This window comes from Pseudomonas sp. GW823-FHT06E10 (assembly GCF_058794995.1).
Window position 1 is genome coordinate 49,067 of record NZ_JBXAHJ010000009.1, and the last position, 19,620, is coordinate 68,686.

Annotated in this window: 17 protein-coding genes; 6 read left to right on the forward strand and 11 right to left on the reverse strand. The window is 57.9% G+C overall.

The features are described 5' to 3' along the window. The first annotated feature begins 115 nt into the window (after positions 1-115). On the forward strand, positions 116-514 hold the full coding sequence (locus tag AC1Q6Y_RS16140) for a PaaI family thioesterase (RefSeq protein ID WP_492624817.1): 399 nt from the start codon (positions 116-118) through the stop codon (positions 512-514). Between the two features lie 187 nt (positions 515-701). Further along, positions 702-2,951 (forward strand): TonB-dependent siderophore receptor, encoded by a 2,250-nt coding sequence (locus AC1Q6Y_RS16145; RefSeq protein ID WP_492624818.1) that lies wholly within the window; start codon positions 702-704, stop codon positions 2,949-2,951. A gap of 152 nt (positions 2,952-3,103) precedes the next feature. Here AC1Q6Y_RS16145 and AC1Q6Y_RS16150 read toward each other — a convergent pair whose 3' ends face one another. Further along, positions 3,104-3,712 (reverse strand): MiaE family protein, encoded by a 609-nt coding sequence (locus AC1Q6Y_RS16150; protein ID WP_007986374.1) that lies wholly within the window; start codon positions 3,710-3,712, stop codon positions 3,104-3,106. 162 nt (positions 3,713-3,874) lie between these two features. On the opposite strand from AC1Q6Y_RS16150, the gene AC1Q6Y_RS16155 reads away from it, so the two are divergent. After that, positions 3,875-4,738 (forward strand): universal stress protein, encoded by an 864-nt coding sequence (locus tag AC1Q6Y_RS16155; protein ID WP_057715063.1) that lies wholly within the window; start codon positions 3,875-3,877, stop codon positions 4,736-4,738. A gap of 147 nt (positions 4,739-4,885) precedes the next feature. Here AC1Q6Y_RS16155 and AC1Q6Y_RS16160 read toward each other — a convergent pair whose 3' ends face one another. Next, positions 4,886-5,356 carry a DUF1289 domain-containing protein gene (locus tag AC1Q6Y_RS16160; RefSeq protein WP_057715064.1) on the reverse strand — a complete coding sequence of 157 codons (471 nt, stop codon included), beginning with the start codon at positions 5,354-5,356 and terminating at the stop codon, positions 4,886-4,888. A 457-nt stretch (positions 5,357-5,813) separates the two neighbouring features. On the opposite strand from AC1Q6Y_RS16160, the gene acnB reads away from it, so the two are divergent. Next, positions 5,814-8,414 (forward strand): bifunctional aconitate hydratase 2/2-methylisocitrate dehydratase, encoded by a 2,601-nt coding sequence (gene acnB / locus AC1Q6Y_RS16165; RefSeq protein ID WP_090454986.1) that lies wholly within the window; start codon positions 5,814-5,816, stop codon positions 8,412-8,414. 345 nt (positions 8,415-8,759) lie between these two features. Here the strand turns inward: acnB and AC1Q6Y_RS16170 are convergent, their stop codons facing one another. The 3 genes from AC1Q6Y_RS16170 to AC1Q6Y_RS16180 all read right to left on the reverse strand — a co-directional run bounded on the left by AC1Q6Y_RS16170 (position 8,760) and on the right by AC1Q6Y_RS16180 (position 12,484). After that, complete coding sequence (locus tag AC1Q6Y_RS16170; RefSeq protein ID WP_057715067.1) at positions 8,760-10,040, reverse strand: serine/threonine transporter; 1,281 nt, start codon at positions 10,038-10,040, stop codon at positions 8,760-8,762. Between the two features lie 480 nt (positions 10,041-10,520). Continuing rightward, a complete protein-coding gene (locus AC1Q6Y_RS16175) occupies positions 10,521-11,906 on the reverse strand; it encodes a DEAD/DEAH box helicase (RefSeq protein WP_057715068.1) in 1,386 nt (461 codons plus the stop codon). Next, on the reverse strand, positions 11,903-12,484 hold the full coding sequence (locus AC1Q6Y_RS16180) for a VspR family transcription factor (protein ID WP_057715069.1): 582 nt from the start codon (positions 12,482-12,484) through the stop codon (positions 11,903-11,905). The genes AC1Q6Y_RS16175 and AC1Q6Y_RS16180 overlap by 4 nt, the downstream gene beginning before the upstream one ends. Before the next feature lie 111 nt (positions 12,485-12,595). Between AC1Q6Y_RS16180 and AC1Q6Y_RS16185 the strand changes: the two genes are divergently transcribed. Both AC1Q6Y_RS16185 and AC1Q6Y_RS16190 read left to right on the forward strand, forming a co-directional pair. Then, positions 12,596-12,850 (forward strand): helix-turn-helix domain-containing protein, encoded by a 255-nt coding sequence (locus AC1Q6Y_RS16185; protein WP_057716617.1) that lies wholly within the window; start codon positions 12,596-12,598, stop codon positions 12,848-12,850. Between the two features lie 199 nt (positions 12,851-13,049). After that, positions 13,050-13,499 carry an Xre family toxin-antitoxin system antitoxin gene (locus AC1Q6Y_RS16190; RefSeq protein ID WP_057715070.1) on the forward strand — a complete coding sequence of 150 codons (450 nt, stop codon included), beginning with the start codon at positions 13,050-13,052 and terminating at the stop codon, positions 13,497-13,499. Between the two features lie 687 nt (positions 13,500-14,186). Here the strand turns inward: AC1Q6Y_RS16190 and AC1Q6Y_RS16195 are convergent. The 6 genes from AC1Q6Y_RS16195 to AC1Q6Y_RS16220 are packed head-to-tail and all read right to left on the reverse strand — an operon-like array spanning position 14,187 to position 19,600. Continuing rightward, on the reverse strand, positions 14,187-15,380 hold the full coding sequence (locus AC1Q6Y_RS16195) for an MFS transporter (RefSeq protein WP_057715071.1): 1,194 nt from the start codon (positions 15,378-15,380) through the stop codon (positions 14,187-14,189). Next, positions 15,380-16,117 carry an alpha/beta fold hydrolase gene (locus AC1Q6Y_RS16200; protein ID WP_057715072.1) on the reverse strand — a complete coding sequence of 246 codons (738 nt, stop codon included), beginning with the start codon at positions 16,115-16,117 and terminating at the stop codon, positions 15,380-15,382. Before AC1Q6Y_RS16200 ends, AC1Q6Y_RS16195 begins: the two co-directional genes overlap by 1 nt. A 42-nt stretch (positions 16,118-16,159) precedes the next feature. Then, the gene (locus AC1Q6Y_RS16205; protein ID WP_057715073.1) at positions 16,160-17,017 is read right to left on the reverse strand and encodes a cache domain-containing protein; all 858 of its coding nucleotides are present in this window, start codon (positions 17,015-17,017) and stop codon (positions 16,160-16,162) included. Continuing rightward, positions 17,014-17,895, reverse strand: a complete 882-nt coding sequence (gene panC, locus AC1Q6Y_RS16210) for a pantoate--beta-alanine ligase (protein WP_057715074.1) — start codon at positions 17,893-17,895, stop codon at positions 17,014-17,016. Before panC ends, AC1Q6Y_RS16205 begins: the two co-directional genes overlap by 4 nt. A 4-nt stretch (positions 17,896-17,899) precedes the next feature. Beyond that, positions 17,900-18,451 (reverse strand): glutathione peroxidase, encoded by a 552-nt coding sequence (locus AC1Q6Y_RS16215; protein WP_057715075.1) that lies wholly within the window; start codon positions 18,449-18,451, stop codon positions 17,900-17,902. Between the two features lie 24 nt (positions 18,452-18,475). Next, positions 18,476-19,600, reverse strand: coding sequence for an acyl-CoA dehydrogenase family protein (locus tag AC1Q6Y_RS16220; protein WP_057715076.1), 1,125 nt, complete (start codon positions 19,598-19,600; stop codon positions 18,476-18,478). Positions 19,601-19,620: the final 20 nt, after the last annotated feature.

Genomic DNA, 19,620 nt, shown 5'->3' on the forward strand with positions numbered 1-19,620 from the left:
TCGCGATGGGGCCAGTATATTCACCATAAATCCACCGCCCTATCACGCTGGCTGATCAACGATGACATGCCCCCGAACCCGGCGCATGTTGAACCCTCAACCGGAGGGACTCGCCATGCTCAACACACTCAAACAGATCAACTCAACCTCGGCCTTCAACCGCTGGGCCGGCTTTGAAGTCACCCGCGCCGAAACTGGCGAAGCCGAGCTCACCATGGCCTTTCGTGAAAACGACATGGCGCAATACGCCGGTTTCCTGCATGCCGGCCTGATTGGCGCGATGCTCGACACCGCCTGCGGATTTGCCGCCGGGACTGTGGCGGGCAACGTGCTGGCCTCGCACTTTTCAGTGAACTGCCTGGCACCTGCGATCGGTGAAGTGTTCATCGCCCGGGGCCGAGTGGTGAAGGCCGGCAAGAAACAGGTATTAGCCCGCGCCGAACTGTTCGCGCAAACAGGCGGTCAATTGAAACTGGTGGCGACCGGCGACGCGATTCTGGTGCCGGTCGAGTAGCCCTTACGGTCTAGGCTGTTCAGGGTACGCTCAAGAATCCATCGCCCAGTGGCATGAGCGTCTCGGCCTGGCCTGCCGAGAATAATTATCAGTTTTTTTCATACGGCAGTTCCCCTTTGCGTTTTTCGTTCGGTCAACCCCTCAGAAGCACTTCAACTACCGATCGATTCGATGCAAAGGGATCCCCATGTCGCACCCGCTTGTCGCCCGTTTCCGTTTTGCCTTGTGCCCTCTCGCGCTGGCCTTGCCTGCCGCCCTGCTGAGCCTTGTACCCGTTGTCCACGCCGCTGAAACCGATGCCGAAAAGAAGTCGGCCCGGGACGACGGCGTACTGCAACTGGGCGCAACGACCATTTCCGGCCAGGCGCTGGGCGCTACCACCGAAGGCACCCACTCCTACACCACCGGTTCAACATCCACGGCCACCGGCCTGCCCCTGTCGATCCGCGAAACGCCGCAATCGGTGACCGTCATTACCCGTCAGCAGATGGACGACCGCGGTGTGCAGAGCATCGGCGACGCGCTACGCAACACCCCCGGCATTTCGACGCAGAAGTACGACAGTGACCGCACCGAGTTTTCCGCCCGCGGCTTTGCCATCACCAACTTCCAGTACGACGGCGTGAACATTCCGTATGACGGTGTCTACGGTGAAAACCCTAACAACGGCGACGACGCGTCCAGCCTGGACCGCATCGAAATCGTCAAGGGTGCGACCGGCCTGATGACCGGTTCGGGCGACCCGTCCGCCACCGTCAACCTGATCCGCAAGAAGCCGACCAAGGAATTCAAGGCGTCGATCAGCGGCACCGTCGGTTACTGGGACGCGTATCGCAGCGTCGGCGATATTTCCGGTTCGCTGAACGATTCCGGCAGTGTGCGTGGCCGCTTTGTCGGCGCTTATTCCGACAAGAACTCCTACCAGGATCATTACAGCCAGAAGAAAGACCTGTTCTACGGCATCCTCGAAGCCGATCTGACACCCGACACCCTGCTGACCTTCGGCGTCGACAAGTCAAGCACCACCCCGCGCGGCTCGTCCTGGACCGGCAACCCGGTGTACTTCTCGGACGGAGGCCGTACCGACTTCCCCCGTCACTTCAACCCGGGCGCCGACTGGAGTCGTCGCGACTTCGACGACATCACTTACTTCGCCTCCCTGGAACAGGCTCTGGCCAACGACTGGAAGTTCAAGGCCAGCATCGACCAGAAAACCACCGATCACGACACTCGCCTGGCCTCGGCCAGCGGCGGCAACCCGGACCGCGCCACTGGTGAAGGCATGTTCCTGTACTGGGGTCGCTGGGAAGGTCATCGCGTGCAAAACACCGCTGACGTGAACGTCACTGGCCCCTTCACCCTGGGAGGCCGCGAGCATGAACTGGTGGCTGGCTTCATGGCTTCCCACTCGCGCCAGACCGGCGCGACCTACGACACCAGCGCCTTCGAATTGGTCCCGGGCAGCATCTACGACTGGAGCGGCGATCTGCCGGAACAGAACTTCCCGAAAAACGGCAAGTACGAACGCACCCAAAGCCAGAATGGCCTGTACCTGGCCACGCGCCTGCACGCGACCGACGATCTGTCGATCATCCTCGGCAGCCGCCTGAGCACCTTCAAGTACAACGAGGATTATTCGTACTATCCGGGTGCGGGACTCGATGACACCCATGCCAGCTACAAGGAACATGGCGTGGTCACGCCCTATGCCGGTGTGGTTTATGACCTGGACGACACCTATTCTGCATACGCCAGCTACACCAGCATCTACCAGCCACAAACCTACAAGGACGCCAACGGTTCGACCCTGGCACCGGTCGAGGGCGCCAGTTACGAAGCCGGCCTGAAAGCCGCTTACTTCGACGGGCGACTGAACGCCAGCCTGGCCTTCTTCCGCATCGAGCAAGACAACCTCGCCGAATCGATCGGTACCAACCCGGTCACCAACGAAGGCATCTACAAAGCCATCGACGGCGCAACCACCAAGGGTGTGGAACTGGAACTGGCCGGTGAAGCGGCCGAAGGTTGGAACCTGTCGGCCGGCTATACCTACGCCCGCACCCGTGACGCTGATGAACAGCGCATCTTTGGCTTCCCGCTGGCGACCTCCAAACCGGAACATGTCGTGCGTACGTTCACCACCTACCGCCTGCCCGGCGCACTGGATCAGGTGACCATCGGTGGCGGAATCAGCTGGCAGAGCGCGTTCTACGGCAAGATCTACAGCCCGACAACGGGCGGCGACACCCGCATCAAGCAAGGTGGCTACACCCTCGTCGACCTGATGAGCCGCTACCAGTTCAACGAAAACCTGAGCTTCACCGTCAACGCCAACAACGTCTTCGACAAACGCTACCTGACGGGCCTGGGCAACTTCGACACCACGTACTACGGCGAACCACGCAACGTGATGTTGACCACCAAGTGGGATTTCTAAGCTGAGCGCCCGCCAGAAAACTGATACCTGTCAGTTAACACCGGAACCTGTGGGAGCGAGCTTGCTCGCGATAGCGGTCTGTCAGCCACCTCAGGTGTGACTGCCTGATCCGTCATCGCGAGCAAGCTCGCTCCCACAATGGGTTGCGGTGTTTATGCGGCGGCCGGTACACCGCTATGGAAGCGGAACTCAACATCCGGGGATTCGATCAGTTCCTGCTCGGCGGCACGGACCTTGTCGATCACCTGGGCGATGTCCTTGGCGTCCCCATATTGGTAGGCCAGCTTCAGGTAACCCTGGAAATGCCTGGCCTCGCTCTTGAGCAGACCGAAATAGAACTTGCCCAGTTCTTCGTCCAGGTGCGGCACCAGCGCTTCGAAACGCTCGCAACTGCGGGCTTCGATGAAGGCACCGACCACCAGGGTGTCCACCAGTTTCACCGGCTCGTGACTGCGCACCACCTTGCGCAGCCCCGACGCATAGCGCCCGGCGGACAGCTGGCGCAGTTCGATCTTGCGCCGTTTCATCAGGCGCATGACCTGTTCGTGGTGCACCAGTTCTTCCCGGGCCAGGCGCGACATCATGTTGATCAGATCGACGTGGGAGTGATACTTGGCGATCAGGCTCAACGCGGTGCTGGCGGCCTTGAATTCGCAGTTCTTGTGGTCGATCAGCAGGGTTTCCTGATCGGCCAGCGCGGCCTGGATCCAGCCGTCGGGGGTGCGGCAGCCAAGGAACTCGTGAATTTCGGGAAGGATCATGGGGCTCACGGAAAAATAGGTTCAAAACGAAGGGCGCCGATTATACCGGCCTGCCCGCAGACCACCAGTCGCCGACCGTTGATATGCATCAAGTCCCCGAATCGCCGACAGCAACTATAGTTGTGCAACGCCGTGCTTTTTCATTTTCAGGAGATCCCGCTCATGCAAGCCATTCGCAGCATTCTGGTGGTCATCGAACCCGAGCACTCGGAAAGCCTGGCGCTCAAACGGGCGAAGTTGATCGCAGGTGTGACCCAGGCGCAGTTGCATCTGCTGGTGTGCGACCCCAAGCATGATCACAGTGGCATGTTGGGTGTGCTCAAGGCCGCTCTGACGGAGGACGGCTACAGCGTCACCACCGAGCAAGCCTGGAACGACAGCCAGCACCAAACCATCGTCGATGTGCAGCAAGCCGAAGGTTGCGGCCTGGTGGTCAAGCAGCACTTCCCCGACAGTCCGTTGAAAAAAGCCCTGCTGACCCCGCAGGACTGGAAGCTGTTGCGGTCCTGCCCGACTCCGGTGCTGCTGGTGAAAACCGCCGATTCATGGAAAGACAAAGTGATCCTGGCAGCCATCGACGTCGGTAACACCGACCAGGAACATCGCCACCTGCACAACACCATCATCGATCATGGCTATGACATCGCAACCCTGGCCAAGGCCCGCCTGCACGTGATCAGCGCCCACCCGTCGCCGATGCTGTCGGCGGCCGACCCGACGTTTCAACTGAGCGAAACCATCCAGGCGCGCTATCGCGAACAGTGCAAGGCGTTCCAGGCGGAATTCGACATCGACGATGACCACCTGCACATCGAGGAAGGCCCGGCGGATGTGCTGATTCCGTTCATGGTGCACAAACTGCAGGCAGCGGTGACGGTGATCGGCACCGTAGCGCGCAGCGGGTTGTCAGGGGCGTTGATCGGCAATACGGCGGAAGTGGTGCTCGATGCGGTCGAGAGCGATGTGCTGGTGCTCAAGCCGATGGAAGTGGCGGATCATCTCGAGGAGATTGCGGACAAGCATTGAAGCCGAACATGCTTTTGTGGCGAGGGGGCTCGCCCCCGCTGGGTCGCGAAGCGGCCCCCTGCATTCCGGCAGATGTACTGTGCCAGCTCAATTTGCGACGGCTGCGCCGCCTTACGGGGGCAAGCCCCCTCGCCACATATCAGCGGGTCAGCCGCCAAAGGCGTCTTGCAGGAACCCCGGCGCAATATAGCGCTGGTAATGGGCTTCGGAGAGCAGGAAAAATTCCCGATCAATGGCGTCGCGCAATTCCGGCAGGTTCCACTCGCGAAACTCCGGCAGCAGCACCATCCCGTAGGCTTCCAGGTTGTTGATCACCCGCGCACCGCGCGCGATCAACTGGTAGGCCCAGCAATATTCCGATTGATGGGGCACGAAGCGGATCTTGCGCTGCTCCAGCTGCATTCGGAGCAGCGCCGGATCGAAAATTTCCACCTTGGCGGCCATCACCTGTGACAGCAACTGCTCAAGACGCAGCCATACCGCGCGCTTTTCTTCCTCGTTGTAACCGTTCCAGTGGATCACTTCGTGGTGGAAACGCTTGCAGCCACGGCACACCAGATCACCGTAAACAGTGGAGCAGAGGCCGACGCAGGGAGTCTTGATGGTCTGATTGGGCATAGATAGGCAAAACGCGAAAAAGCAGAACAGGCCGGCATGTTAGCCCTTTGTCGGCCATTGATCACCCCTCAAAGTTCAGGGCCTGTGGAGAATCGGGCTCTGGTGACCGCCACCACCAAAGTCCAATAAACACTGACTTACCTTTAATTTTTTTTTGCCGTAGAATCAGCCTGCCTTTTTAGGCGCCAATGTCCGTTAGAAGCTGTTTTCAAAGCGTCACGAGCACAGTCGTTCCTTCAGAGCGGTGTTGGCGAGGGGTTTTTCCAGCGGGGAAAAGCCCAACGCCAACCCTCATCAGCTCCCGTTCTGCAGGCGTAAAACTTTGAAAGCAGCTTCTGTAAGGAATTGTCGGTAATTCTGGCTAAGTGGCTCACAACGCCATGCAGCGCATGAGTACGGCAATTTCGGGATGAGCGTCCCGGACACCCATTTGGGACCACTGATGAGGGTAATAACTGTGCTTGAAGCCTACCGCAAACATATCGAAGAGCGCGCAGCACTGGGTATCGTTCCCCAGCCGCTAAACGCCGAACAAACTGCAGGCCTGGTCGAGCTGCTGAAAAATCCCCCGGCTGGCGAAGAAGCATTCCTCGTTGACCTGATCACCAATCGCGTTCCGCCTGGAGTGGACGAAGCAGCCTATGTAAAGGCCGGCTTCCTGTCCGCCATCGCCAAAGGCGAAGCCAAATCCCCCCTGATCGACAAGAAGCGCGCTGTTGAACTGCTCGGCACCATGCAGGGCGGCTACAACATCGTGACTCTGGTTAACCTGCTGGACGACGCCGAACTGGCTCCAGTAGCGGCCGAAGAACTCAAGCACACCCTGCTGATGTTCGACGCCTTCCACGACGTCGCTGAAAAAGCCAAGAACGGTAACGTTCACGCCCAAGGCGTGCTGCAATCCTGGGCTGACGGCGAGTGGTTCGTGAAGCGCCCGACCCTGGCCGACAAGATCAGCCTGCGCGTATTCAAGGTCACTGGCGAAACCAACACCGACGACCTGTCCCCTGCTCCTGATGCCTGGTCCCGTCCAGACATCCCGCTGCACGCCCTGGCCATGCTGAAAATGGCTCGCGACGGCATCGTGCCTGACGCACAAGGCGTCACCGGTCCGATGAAGCAGATCGAAGAAATGCGCAACGCCGGTTTCCCTATCGCCTACGTCGGTGACGTGGTCGGTACCGGTTCTTCGCGTAAATCGGCGACCAACTCCGTACTGTGGTTCTTCGGCGACGACGTTCCTTATGTACCGAACAAGCGTGCCGGCGGTTTCTGCTTCGGCAGCAAAATCGCTCCGATCTTCTACAACACCATGGAAGATGCCGGCGCACTGCCAATCGAATTCGACGTATCCAACATGCACATGGGCGACGTGATCGACCTGTACCCGCATGCTGGCAAAGTGTGCAAGCACGGCACCGACGAAGTCCTGACCACCTTCGAAATGAAGACTCCGGTGCTGTTGGACGAAGTTCGCGCTGGCGGCCGTATCCCGCTGATCATCGGCCGTGGCCTGACCGAAAAGGCTCGCGCCGAACTGGGTCTGCCACCTTCGAACCTGTTCAAGAAGCCTGAAGCTCCGGCTGAAAGCACCAAGGGTTTCACCCTGGCGCAGAAAATGGTCGGCAAGGCTTGCGGCGTGACCGGCGTTCGTCCGGGCACCTACTGCGAACCGAAGATGACCACCGTGGGTTCCCAGGACACCACCGGTCCAATGACCCGTGACGAACTCAAAGACCTGGCGTGCCTGGGCTTCTCGACCGACCTGGTGATGCAGTCCTTCTGCCACACCGCGGCTTACCCTAAGCCGATCGACGTGACCACCCACCACACCCTGCCTGACTTCATCATGACCCGCGGCGGCGTTTCCCTGCGTCCGGGCGACGGCATCATCCACTCGTGGCTGAACCGCATGCTGCTGCCAGACACCGTCGGTACCGGTGGTGACTCCCACACCCGTTTCCCGATCGGCATCTCGTTCCCGGCCGGTTCCGGCCTGGTTGCGTTCGCCGCAGCCACCGGCGTCATGCCGCTGGACATGCCTGAGTCGATCCTGGTTCGCTTCAAAGGCGAACTGCAGCCAGGCGTCACCCTGCGTGACCTGGTTCACGCCATTCCTTACTACGCGATCCAGGCTGGCCTGCTGACCGTAGAGAAGAAAGGCAAGAAGAACGCCTTCTCCGGTCGCATCCTGGAGATCGAAGGTCTGCCTAAACTGACCGTAGAGCAAGCGTTCGAACTGTCTGACGCCTCGGCTGAACGTTCGGCTGCCGGTTGCACCATCCAGCTGTCCAAAGAGTCGATTGCCGAATACCTGCAGTCCAACATCACCCTGCTGCGCTGGATGATCGGCGAAGGCTACGGCGATGCACGTACTCTGGAACGTCGCGCTCAAGCAATGGAAGCCTGGCTGGCCAACCCTGAGCTGCTGGAAGCCGACAAAGACGCCGAATACGCCGAAGTCATCGAGATCGACCTGGCCGACATCAAGGAGCCTGTGCTCTGCGCGCCGAACGACCCGGACGACGCTCGCCTGCTCTCCAGCGTTGCTGGCGAGAAGATCGACGAAGTGTTCATCGGTTCGTGCATGACCAACATCGGTCACTTCCGCGCCGCCGGCAAGTTGCTGGAACAGGTCAAGGGTCAGCTGCCAACCCGTCTGTGGCTGTCGCCGCCGACCAAGATGGACGCTCACCAGCTGACCGAAGAAGGCTACTACGGCATCTACGGCAAGGCCGGCGCTCGCATGGAAATGCCAGGCTGCTCGCTGTGCATGGGTAACCAGGCACGTGTAGAGCCGAACTCGACTGTAGTGTCGACTTCGACCCGTAACTTCCCGAACCGTCTGGGTGACGGCGCGAACGTCTACCTGGCTTCGGCCGAGCTGGCGTCCGTGGCTTCCATCCTGGGTCGCCTGCCGACCGTCGAGGAGTACATGGAATACGCTGGCAAGATCGACAGCATGGCGGCCGATGTCTACCGCTACCTGTCCTTCGACCAGATCGCCGAGTTCCGTGAAGCTGCTGCGAACGCCAACATCCCGGTCGTTCAAGCCTAACGTTGCAACGCAATGAAAAACGCCGCCCATCGTGAGATGAGCGGCGTTTTTTTATGGCTGTTTTTTGTTTGTATATCCGTTTCTGGAGTAATGGCTGCTATCTGTTCCGCGAGCCGACCTGGCTCTGACTGAGGTCCCCGAACCTCTGTAGGAGCGAGCCTGCTCGCGATGGTCGTCAACGATAACGCAGGCTGTCTGAATCCCCGCGGTGTCCCGGCGTTTTTCGCGAGCAGGCTCGCTCCTACAGCCGACCGCGGCAGACCGAATACCCCCGAGCCCCCCCAAAAAAAACGGCCAACCCGAAAACCGGATCAGCCGTCATTCACTCAGCAAATCAAACAGCAATCACGCACTCAGCGAATAGACCAACGCCGAAATCGCCACCAGGCCCACCGCCGTCACGAAGACATTGGACGCCTGACCGCGATAGCGTGCCATCGCCGGCACCTTGCGGATGGCGTACATCGGCATCAGGAACAGGATCGCCGCGATCACCGGGCCACCGAGGGTTTCGATCATGCCGAGGATGCTCGGGTTCAGCGTGGCGACGATCCAGCACACCACCAGCATGAACGCGGCGGTCATACGGTCCAGGGCCTTGGCGGACGGACGCTTGCCGCTCTTGACGATCAGCCCCTTGAGGCCTTCGCTGGCGCCGATGTAGTGCCCCAGGAACGACTTGGAAATGGCCACGAAGGCAATCAACGGCGCCGCGAAGGCAATGGTTGGATTGCTGAAGTGGTTGGCCAGGTACGACAGGATCGACAGGTTCTGCGCCTTGGCTTCAGCCAGTTGCGCTGGCGACAGGGTCAGCACGCAACTGAAGACGAAGAACAGCACCATCACTACCATCAACAGATGGGCACGGGACAGGATCTGCGAGCTGCGTTCCTCAGCGTGTTCGCCATAACGACGCTTCTGGTCGACCGCAAACGCCGAGATGATCGGCGAGTGGTTGAACGAGAACACCATCACCGGAATCGCCAGCCATAGGGTATGCAGCAGCGCCGACGGCGCAGGCACTTGGCTCGCGGTGGCGAGAATGCCGCCGTTCCAGTGCGGAATCAGGTACACCGCCAGAAACAGCAGCGCGACGATGAACGGGTAAACCATCAGGCTCATGGCCTTGACGATCATTTGCTCGCCGCAGCGCACCACGGCCAGCAGACCAAGGATCAGCACCAGCGACAACACGGCGCGCGGTGGCGGCGTGATGTGCAATTGATGCTCAAGGAAACTGCCCACGGTGTTGGTCAGCGCCACACTGTAGATCAGCAGGATCGGGAAGATCGCGAAGAAGTACAACAGCGTGATCAGCGCGCCGGCCTTGATGCCGAAATGTTCTTCCACCACTTCAGTGATGTCGGCGCCTTCGCGACCGGACAACACGAAACGGGTCAGCCCGCGGTGTGCGTAGAACGTCATCGGAAACGCCAGCAACGCCAGGATCAGCAGCGGCCAGAAACCGCCCAGGCCTGCGTTGATCGGCAAAAACAGGGTTCCGGCACCAATCGCCGTGCCAAACAGGCCCAGCATCCAGGTGGTGTCTTGGCGATTCCAGCTCGTAAGCGTCGCGGGTGTCGCGTCTACATAGCGTTCGTTAACGCTATTGGCCTGATCATTCATCCGGTGGGATCTCCACATTCCGGTCACTTGCCACCCGGCCAGGACGCGTCGGAATACCCGACAGGCGGCGCCCGGCCGAAACAGGGGCGCGATTCTGGAGGATTAGTGAGCAGAAGCAAAGACTTAGGTGAGGAACGGTGGTACCAGATAGACGAAAGTCCCCTGTGGGAGCGAGCTTGCCGTAGGTTTTCAGTATTGTTTGGACTTTTTTCACGATCTTTGAACGGACGCTTGGACTCCACAGGCCATTTTTCGAGGTAGTTCAGACGTTTGAGAGTGACAAAGTGAACCCCGAAAATGGGTATCACTCCCTAATTATTACGTGAGAGGTGAGTGACCATTCACCCATTACTCCGCGGTAAGCGCACTAGACAAAACGACCTAGAGGCTACCGTCGACCGGAGGCAAAACCGCTAGATAGCGGAACTTCTCGGCGATTGGGCCAAGGCTGTTACGACCTGGTGTTGGATAAGCAACACATCAGAAAACGGCCAGCAATTGCTGGCGATAACTTTTCGAAAAGCTTATTTGATAAGTCGATACAGAAGCCAGATCGCCCGGGGGTAACACCTCCTGTACTGAAGCGGTAGGGGCTGAGGTGAATGGTTCTTTCAGCGCACAGCGAATCGAGCTATCCAACTCACCGTCTGTCGAGCAAGCCTCAGGTGCTGATGCACCTACAGCGCACACGACAGCCAAATCTTCCGGCAAATCATCGGCGATACGCTGTGAGAATCGCTTTAGTGTCGGCTCCGCCAAGACGAACAACCAAGCTTGATCGTCAATCTCGCCCATACGACGAAGGACTCTTCCCAGGACCTGACGGTAATGCAGCTCAGTACGAATTCGACTGAGATAGCAGCATACCTGGAGCCGAGGGATATCAGTTCCCTCGCTGATCATTCCCACAGCAACAATCCAACGGCAATCGCTATTTTTGAAACCGTTGATTACCTGTTGCGCGTCCGGGGTTTTGGTGGTCACGACCTGGAAGCTTTCGCCCCTGTCCTTCAACGCCATAGCGACTTGGTGAGCATGCTCGATATTCGTGGCGACAACCAAGCCCGCGGCATTGTGTTTGAGCATCCGCACTTCATCGAGCTTCTTGCTTCCCAGATTGAGCAACTGGTTGAGCGCATCCTCATGACAAATCAGGTCCTCGTATGAGACCGGAGACTCATGCAGTAGCTTAGCGATGCTAGGAAAAAGCTTGACGGTACTGTCGCTCGCAGAATCTTCTTTGAGCCTTAACATCTGGTTATCTAGCAGAACGATGCGAGGTGACCGGCAAACCCCATCGGAAATGGCTTCTTTAAGGCCGTAGCGATAGTCGCAAATCAATCGACCTTCCGGGTTGGAGTAACGAGCCAGCGCAATGCCTCTGTCATCGGAACGCCATGGTGTCCCCGATAGAGCTAAGGTGAAGGCGGCACGATCCTGCATTTTCAGTAAAATTTGTTGCCCCCAGGCGTTGCTCAAAAGCGGATCGTATCCGGAGCAGTGATGGATCTCGTCGAACACCGCAAGCACACGGTAGTCATCGAAAAGCTTCCAGAAGTCGTCATCCTGGTGCTCCATGGCCTGATAGGTACTTGCAGCTCCAACGGCGCCAATAAGTCCATCAAGGCGCCTCCCCAATACAGCGGAGAATGTCGAGCGAAAGCCGTCGACTACTTGGCATGACGGAGCAAAACAGAGTACGAGATCAATCTTGCCCTGCTCCAACAGTTGTCGAGCCAGCTCAGCGGCCATTCGAGTTTTACCCGCCCCTGGAGTCGCCTGACAGAAGAAGTGTGGTGTTGTTTTGTAGTGCTCAAGCGCAATTTCAATGCATTGGCTCTGCCATTTTCTCGGTGATGCTTTCATCGCGCGGACATGACTGTTTTGAGCGTCTTTTCGACCGCTCGCAGATGTCCTAAAAGACGAGAGCTTCGGTCTCGAGCTTCCAGATACTCACCTTCGACTTGGTCTTTCAGGTGCGGCATCTCGTCAAGCAATTGCTTATAGCGCTCTGCCTCTCCCATCGAGGAAAGGAAATCGAGCCGAATCTCTTTGAGTATGGATTCCAGGTGCTCGATCACATCTGGACCTGGCTGCTCTGGGTCAATGCTTTGTAAGGGCTGATGAGACGGTTTATTCACCGGCTTAGCACTGCTCTCGTACCCATTATCGATGAGTTCCACCTGCAAGTTCGCTGGAATACCCTGCCAGTGATAGATCTGACCCCGCTTCTGTCGTTTTTCATCCTGAATGACCCATCCGGTACGCAGCATGCGTCGGATCTGCTCATAGACATATCGACGCAAGTCGCTGCTGTTGAACGTCATACCCGTCAGGTGCGCAGCGTAGGCGTCACGTAGATCCTGGGTCGTAAACTGGCGTAGATGCCCCTGCTGAAACAGGTCGTAGAGCCGCCTGTCGAGGATGAATGAATCGGGTTTCATGCAGGCACCTGGAAGGGAAATTCGCGGAACAGCCAAAATGCGGATTATAATCCGTGGTTGATTCATCCGCAAACGCACGATAGTGCCGCCTCAATGGGAACCGAGGCGGTTATGCATCAGCTTGCAAAGGCATTGGGCGAAAGAATACGGACACAAAGGAAGGCCAAAGGATTTTCCCAAGATGCCTTGGCGCATGCCTGCAGTGTCGATCGTAGCTATATGGGGCGTATTGAACGTGGTGAAGTCAACATCACCGTGGAAAAGCTATATCGCATAGCTAGCGTATTGGAATGCGAGCCTCAATTCCTCTTGCCTGAAGCGCTGTCTCTTCACGAATTGGCTTCTGATTTGGCGGCAAGCGACTGAGCCAACAAGCATGCGTCGACATGAATTTAGCTATCCCTATTATTTTTTCCCCGACCGAACGCCCTAGTGATTGGGCGCTTCCCTACCCCCTCCAGTTCTAAATGACCCCATGCGGCAGCGGCCGTAAAAATTTGCGCGCTTTCATGCGATACAATGTGCCAGATACTAAGTGGCAAAGATCCAACCATGAAGGTGCGCCATGCTTGCCGAAGTGCTGAACGAGAATTCTTATAGTGACTTCCGGGACCGGTTGTCAGAATTTCTCAATGTCCCCATCGACGCTTCAGACTCGGACATCCATGAGATGATCAATGCCGGTTTTTTAGCCGATCGGATCAACATTTTTTGCGAGCAGGGCAAAATCCCCCCGCAACAACGCGACCAGATCATCCCTTACAAGACACTCAGCTCCAGGTTGACGCTCGGGCAGAGACTCACGGTGGATGAGAGTGAGCGCTTATTTCGACATGCCTACATCGCCGCTATGGCAGAAGTACTTTTTGGTAGAAGAGAGAAAGCCAGTTCGTGGCTCTCGAAGCCTAAGGATCATTTTTCTGGGAAAAGTCCAATAGCAATGCTCTCAACCAAACAAGGCACTCACCAGGTTGAGCAGTTACTAATACAGGTTGCTGAAGGGTACGCATTTTGATCGTTGGGCACGTCGGTGCAACGCAGAATTGAGAGATTCTTCCTCCAGCTAAACCGACCGGGAATAGACGGCGGCATCGCCGCACCGAAGACCTCCACGATCCGCGCCACCGCGATGTCAGTGCTCATGACCATGCGCTTGACGTCGAGGTGAATGGAGTCGATGCGAATCATTGCGTCTGTCCACGAACGAATCGGGCACAGCCATCAGGATCGGAGACAGGCCATTTCACGACTATCGTTCCGTGTGCGCAGAGGCAACCCGATGCTGACGGACTGCTAGTTCTGAATGTTTGGCGCTAGCTTCACGACAAGAAAGCAGGCAAGTCACTGAGGTGTCGATCACCGTAAAGCGACAACCAATTGCGCAGTCGTTGGCGTTGAAAACCCTCCACTACAACATTAATAAAGAGCCATTCATGCGCATCGTCTGGGATACAGCTCGCCCCACGGGAGACGCGTCACCGCCCAGTCAACGTCCACCGCGAAAGCTGGACCACTCCAGATGACCTCGTGCCGATTTTCGGAATCGGGAACGGAATGCCGCCTTAACAACCTTCCAGCGACAAGCCATTACTAGTGGGTCTTCCAAGTGGTAGCGTTGGTAACCGTTTTTTGATAGCCGCTGTCGAGTACCGCCGCTGTGCCGTGGGCCGGATATCCGTACCAACAGCACCTCTTATCGCTCCTACCTTTTATTCCTACACAAATAGAGCACCGCAACAAATCCACCCATCGACATCAACGCAGCACAGAGAAATATCGCCGCATAGCCTAGGCCAGAAGCAACCAGGCCCATCACCGGGCCGGCCAGCCCCACTGCGATATCAAAGAATAAAGAAAGTGCACTGAGCGCCGAATTACGGTTGGCCGCCGGAGTGCTGGACAGTGTTTCCACCCCTAACCCCGGATAGACCCATGACACCCCTATCCCGGTCAGCGCACCGCCAGCAATTGCCAGTGCAGGAGATGGCGCGAGCCATATCAGCAGCATGCCCAGGGTCTGTATAAGCAGGCAGCCGCCCACCACCTTGTAGCCCCTGAATCGCTGCAGTATTCCCGGCGAGGACAAGCGGGCAACGATAAAGCCAGCCCCGAACCCACTCAAACAGTAGGCGGCGTGGTCCCAGCCCTGGCTGTCGAAGTACAGTGCGACGAATGCCGTCAGGCCGCCAAACCCTACCGAACTGCACACCAGGACCAGACCATTGGGCATGACCGCGAAGAGAACTCGATAGAATGCCAATCGGGCGCCTGTGATCAAAGGCGCCGGGCGCTTGCCCAGCGCCAAAATCAGGAATATCAGGCCTAGCAACACCGTGCACAGCCCGACACTGGCGATACCCAACGAATTACGCAGCAGCACGCCCAGCGGCGCTCCGACTGCCGTACCACCGTAAGCCGCTATTCCGTTCCACGACATGACCTGTGCTGCCCGAGGCGCACCACATAACCCAATGGCCCAGGTGCAGCAAGGCGTGGAGATCATGGCCGTGGAGGCCCCCAACACCAGCCTGCCCAGCAGTATGAGTGTCAGGGTCAACCAGGGTTGGGTGGGCAAGATGATCGCAAGCGCGGTCAGGGTGCCACTCAACATCAAGCCACTGAGCCCACACACCACTGCGTATTTGGCGCCCTGGCGGTCAGCCACGCCACCGGCCAACGGACGAGCCAGGAGCGTCGCCAGGTACTGCGAGCTAATCACCACGCCGGCAAAAACCGAGGTCAGGCCTAGGTCATTGAGGACATAGCCCGGCAACACTGCAAGTGGCAAGCCACTGCAGACGTACGAGATAAAGTTGAAGCAGATAATGGACAGGATCAACCAGTTGCTGCCGATAGCCTTGCCATTACTGCGGCTTAAAACACCGATGTCGCCCATCACTGCCGCTCTAGGCCCCGTACGACATCCGCAAGCAACTGCGGGTGTGATACGAACGGCTCGTGCGCCGTATCGATCTCGATAACCACGCCCGCGCCGGCACGTTGAGCAAAACGCCGCTGCCAGTCGACGGGAAGGATGTTGTCGCGCAGGGTGATGATGTAACTCGCCGGAATGATTCCCGGATATCCCACGCGACTGATGGAGTCTGTCGCAACACAAAGTGGCGTCGTGTCCTGGCTCACTTCGCTTAACAACCAACCAAGGGTTTGCTCGCTCAAGTCCTGACCGAACATCGCCACGGCCAGCACTTGAGGGGTTGTTTGCGCCGGGTCCAGCGGCCAGCCGACATGGTCCGGGCTTTCGCCATGCAGCCTGGTGCCAAGCAGCTGCAGAATTGATTGGCCTTCACTGGGCAATGCGCAAGCCAGGTATAGCAACTGCGAATACAGTTGGGGAGCGGCCATGACCATCATCGGAAGCAAAACTCCCGCGATGGAATGTCCAAGCAGGACGGCCTGGTTCACGCCGAGTGCACGCAGGTCCTCATTCAGTTCATCAACCACATCATCGAGCCGCAGGGACCCAACATCACGGCCGCGCTTGGTACCGCATCCTGGCATATCCAGGGTAATTACTCGTTCGAAGCATCCAGGCTGCTGGTTGAGCGCCTCAACGAAGGGCCCCCAACACCAGGAGCCGTGGTTGCCGCCATGCAGCAATACCAAATCAGTCATGCGCACGCTCCTGAGAGTGGGTACCGGTCGTACCTGTCTTGATCACTTGACTGCATAGCAACCCACGGCGACGACGAACCCGTTTACCCGCTGCAGAAAAGTTCTCTTGTATTCGTTTTGCCCGGTAATCGGGTTACGCCACAGATAAGCGATCTCACCTGTTTCATGGCCGCTCATCTGTTCGAGGATGTCCTCGCCAATCGGCTTGCCATCGACTGAGCGCAATGAGTTGAAGTCGGTGCCGATCAACCGGGGCGAAAAACCGTGAGCGACAAACCGCTTGGTCTTGAGATCCACCACGAAGGCATACAGATCATCCTCGGTGAACTGTTTATCGTGCTGATTAATGAGCCCGAAGGTGGTTTTCGCGTCGTTGGCAACTTGTCGCGAAATCTGCCCAAGCAGCTGTTGTGCCTGTTCGGGGGAGGACCGTGGCATGTAGTAACCCACGACGATCAACCGATCCTTGACGCGCTGATAGAACACGCGTTTACGCTCGACCTTGGCGTGTTGCCAGTTCCACCAGCGGTATTCGGCGCTACGCACAATGCCGTCGTCCGGCTGTGCAATGGCATGCTTGAATGCCGCCTGGAGGTCGTCGTCCAGGACGCTGAACACCGGCTTGCCGACCAGCGAAACGGAAGGCCCACCGCTGGCGAGCATCACACCGGAGGTATCGACCACGTAGATGTACAGTTCACCATCGATAAAGGCCCCCTGCCGACTGAACTCGGCCAACGCGGAGTCGCCCTTGGCTTTGTACTCGGCAACAGCTTTTACCAACAAGGCATTGGCGCGTTGGGTGTCAGCACTGTAAGCGTCCACCGGTGCTTGCTGAGCAAAGCCGACGAGGGAGAAAAAGCACAGGCACAACGCAGCGAACGCTCGATAAAGACTCATTGTTGTTCCTCTGGTGAAGTTTCCGATGCCCGAAGGTCCACCGTCAGATTGTCAATGAGCCGTGTTTTGCCAATGCGCGCCGCCACCAGAATCACAAAGTGAGTATCGGTGCTTTTCACAGGTGTTAAATCCTGGGCATTCCTGACTTCAAAGTATTCCAGTTGAAAACCGGCGTCGCTGATACGTTGATGACATTCAATCAACTGGCGCTCAGCCACCCTCCTCTCGAGCTGGATACTCGCCGCCATTTGCTTCAAACAAGCGTAGAGGACGGGGGCTACCGAGCGCTCATGCTCGGTCAGATAGCCGTTGCGCGAGGATAATGCCAAGCCGTCCGCGGCCCGGATCGTCGGTGCACCGACAACGTCAGTCACCATGTTGAGATCCCTGACCATCGAGCGCACGACTGCCAGCTGCTGATAGTCCTTTTCCCCGAAAACCGCCACGTCTGGCTGGGCAATGTTCAGCAGCTTGGCGACGACTGTGGCCATGCCGTCAAAGTGACCAGGGCGTGCCGCACCGCAAAGACCTTCAGAAGCGTTCGGCACACTGACGATGGCCTGATTGAGCATTCCATCCGGATAGATCTGTTCGACAGCGGGGGCAAACAGCACATCACACCCGGCATTGACCAGTCTTTCGCGATCAGCATCGGGCGTGCGGGGATAGTTGGCCAGGTCCTCATTGGCCCCGAACTGGAGTGGGTTGACGAAGATGCTGGCGACGACGAAGTCCGCTCGCTGCTTTGCGCAATGAATCAGGGCGATATGACCGTCATGCAAATTGCCCATGGTCGGCACCAGTGCGACTTTCTTGTTCTCACCCCGGGCGCGGGCAACGAGCGCACGCAACGCGCCAACCGTATCGACTGTCTGCACCGCGTTACGCCTCTTTGGCCAATTGCGCCTCGATTGCCTCAAGCAACCGCGGATCATCCGCTGCAACGTCCGGAGCGAAACGAGCGACGACCGCACCCTGGCGATCGATCAGAAACTTCTCGAAGTTCCAGAGCACGTCCGTCGTGTTGGCAGACTCGATGCCGTAACCCAGCAGACGCTCGCGCATTGGGCCTTCGCCTGTGGACTCAGGTTGCGCGGCGGTCAGCTCAGCGTAGAGAGGATGCTGCTCGGTACCGACAACCGAGATTTTCGAGAACAGCGGGAAGTGAACGTCATAGTTCACTGAACAGAACTCGGCGATTTCCGCATCGCTATACGGCTCCTGTTCCCTGAAATCGTTGGCAGGGAAACCCAGCACTTCCAGCCCTTGTGAATGCTTGCTCTGGTAGAGCTTTTCCAGACCTTCATATTGCGGGGTCAGCCCACATTTAGAAGCCAGGTTGACCACCAGCAGGACTTTGCCCCGATAATCGCTAAGGCGGCTGGCACTGCCATCGATCTGCTTCAGCGAAATATCGTAAAGGGAGTTACTCATTTGTCTGCCTCATGCAGGTTGGCTTCAAAGGGTACGGCCGATGATTTCTTTCATGATTTCCGAGGTGCCGCCATAGATGCGGGCCACTCGCGCGTCGACCCAAGCGCGGCTGATTTTGTATTCGCTCATGAAGCCGTAGCCGCCATGCAGTTGCAGGAACTCGTCGAGCAGCTTGCCCTGCATTTCCGATCCCAGCAGCTTGGCCATCGCTGCGATTTCGGGCGTCAACTCGCCGCGCATCACCTTGGCCAGGCAGTCGTCGACGAACACCCGCAACATGGTGGCTTGGGCCTTGGCTTCGGCAAGCTTGAAGCGGGTGTTCTGGAAGTCGAGAACCGGTTTGCCAAAGACTTTGCGTTCACGGGTGTAGCCGATGGTTTCTTCCAGCAGCGTGTCGATCGATTGGGCGGCACGGATAGCAATGATCAAGCGTTCCCAGGCCAATTGGTGAGTCAGGTATTTGAACCCCATCCCCTCCTCGCCCAATCGATTGCCAACCGGCACCCGTACCTCATCAAAAAACAGCTCGGCGGTGTCCTGCCCTTTCAGGCCGATCTTTTCCAGTAGACGTCCCTTGGCGAAACCCGCACGGCTTTCTTCAACGCAGATCAAGGTCAGCTCTTTGGCCGTAGGATCAATCTTGGTGGCGGTCACCACCAGCCCGGCATTGCCGCCGTTGGTGATGAAGGTCTTCTGGCCGTTGACGATGTAGTCATCACCGTCGCGGCGCGCCGAAGTGCGCATGGATCGCAGGTCGCTGCCGATGCCTGGTTCGCTCATGGCGATCACGCCAATCAATTCACCGCTGACCATGCGCGGCAGCCATTGCTGCTTCTGCTCCTCGCTGCCGTAGGCAACGATGTAAGGGGTGACGATTTCCGAGTGAGTGGTAAAACCAACCGCGGTGGCGTTGGCTCGCGCCAGTTCTTCGATCATCACCGCAGAATGACCGAAGTCGCCTCCCGGGCCGCCGTATTCTTCGGGCACCGTGGAGCACAGCAAGCCGTTCTCGCCGGCCTTGAGCCAGACTTCCTTGGGCACGATGCCGTTCTTTTCCCACTCGTGCAGGTAAGGCACGATTTCGCGGTCCACGAAACGGCGGGCCTGATCACGGAACATGTTGTGGTCTTCTCGAAATACGCCACGCATCTTGCTTACTCCAGATCGAT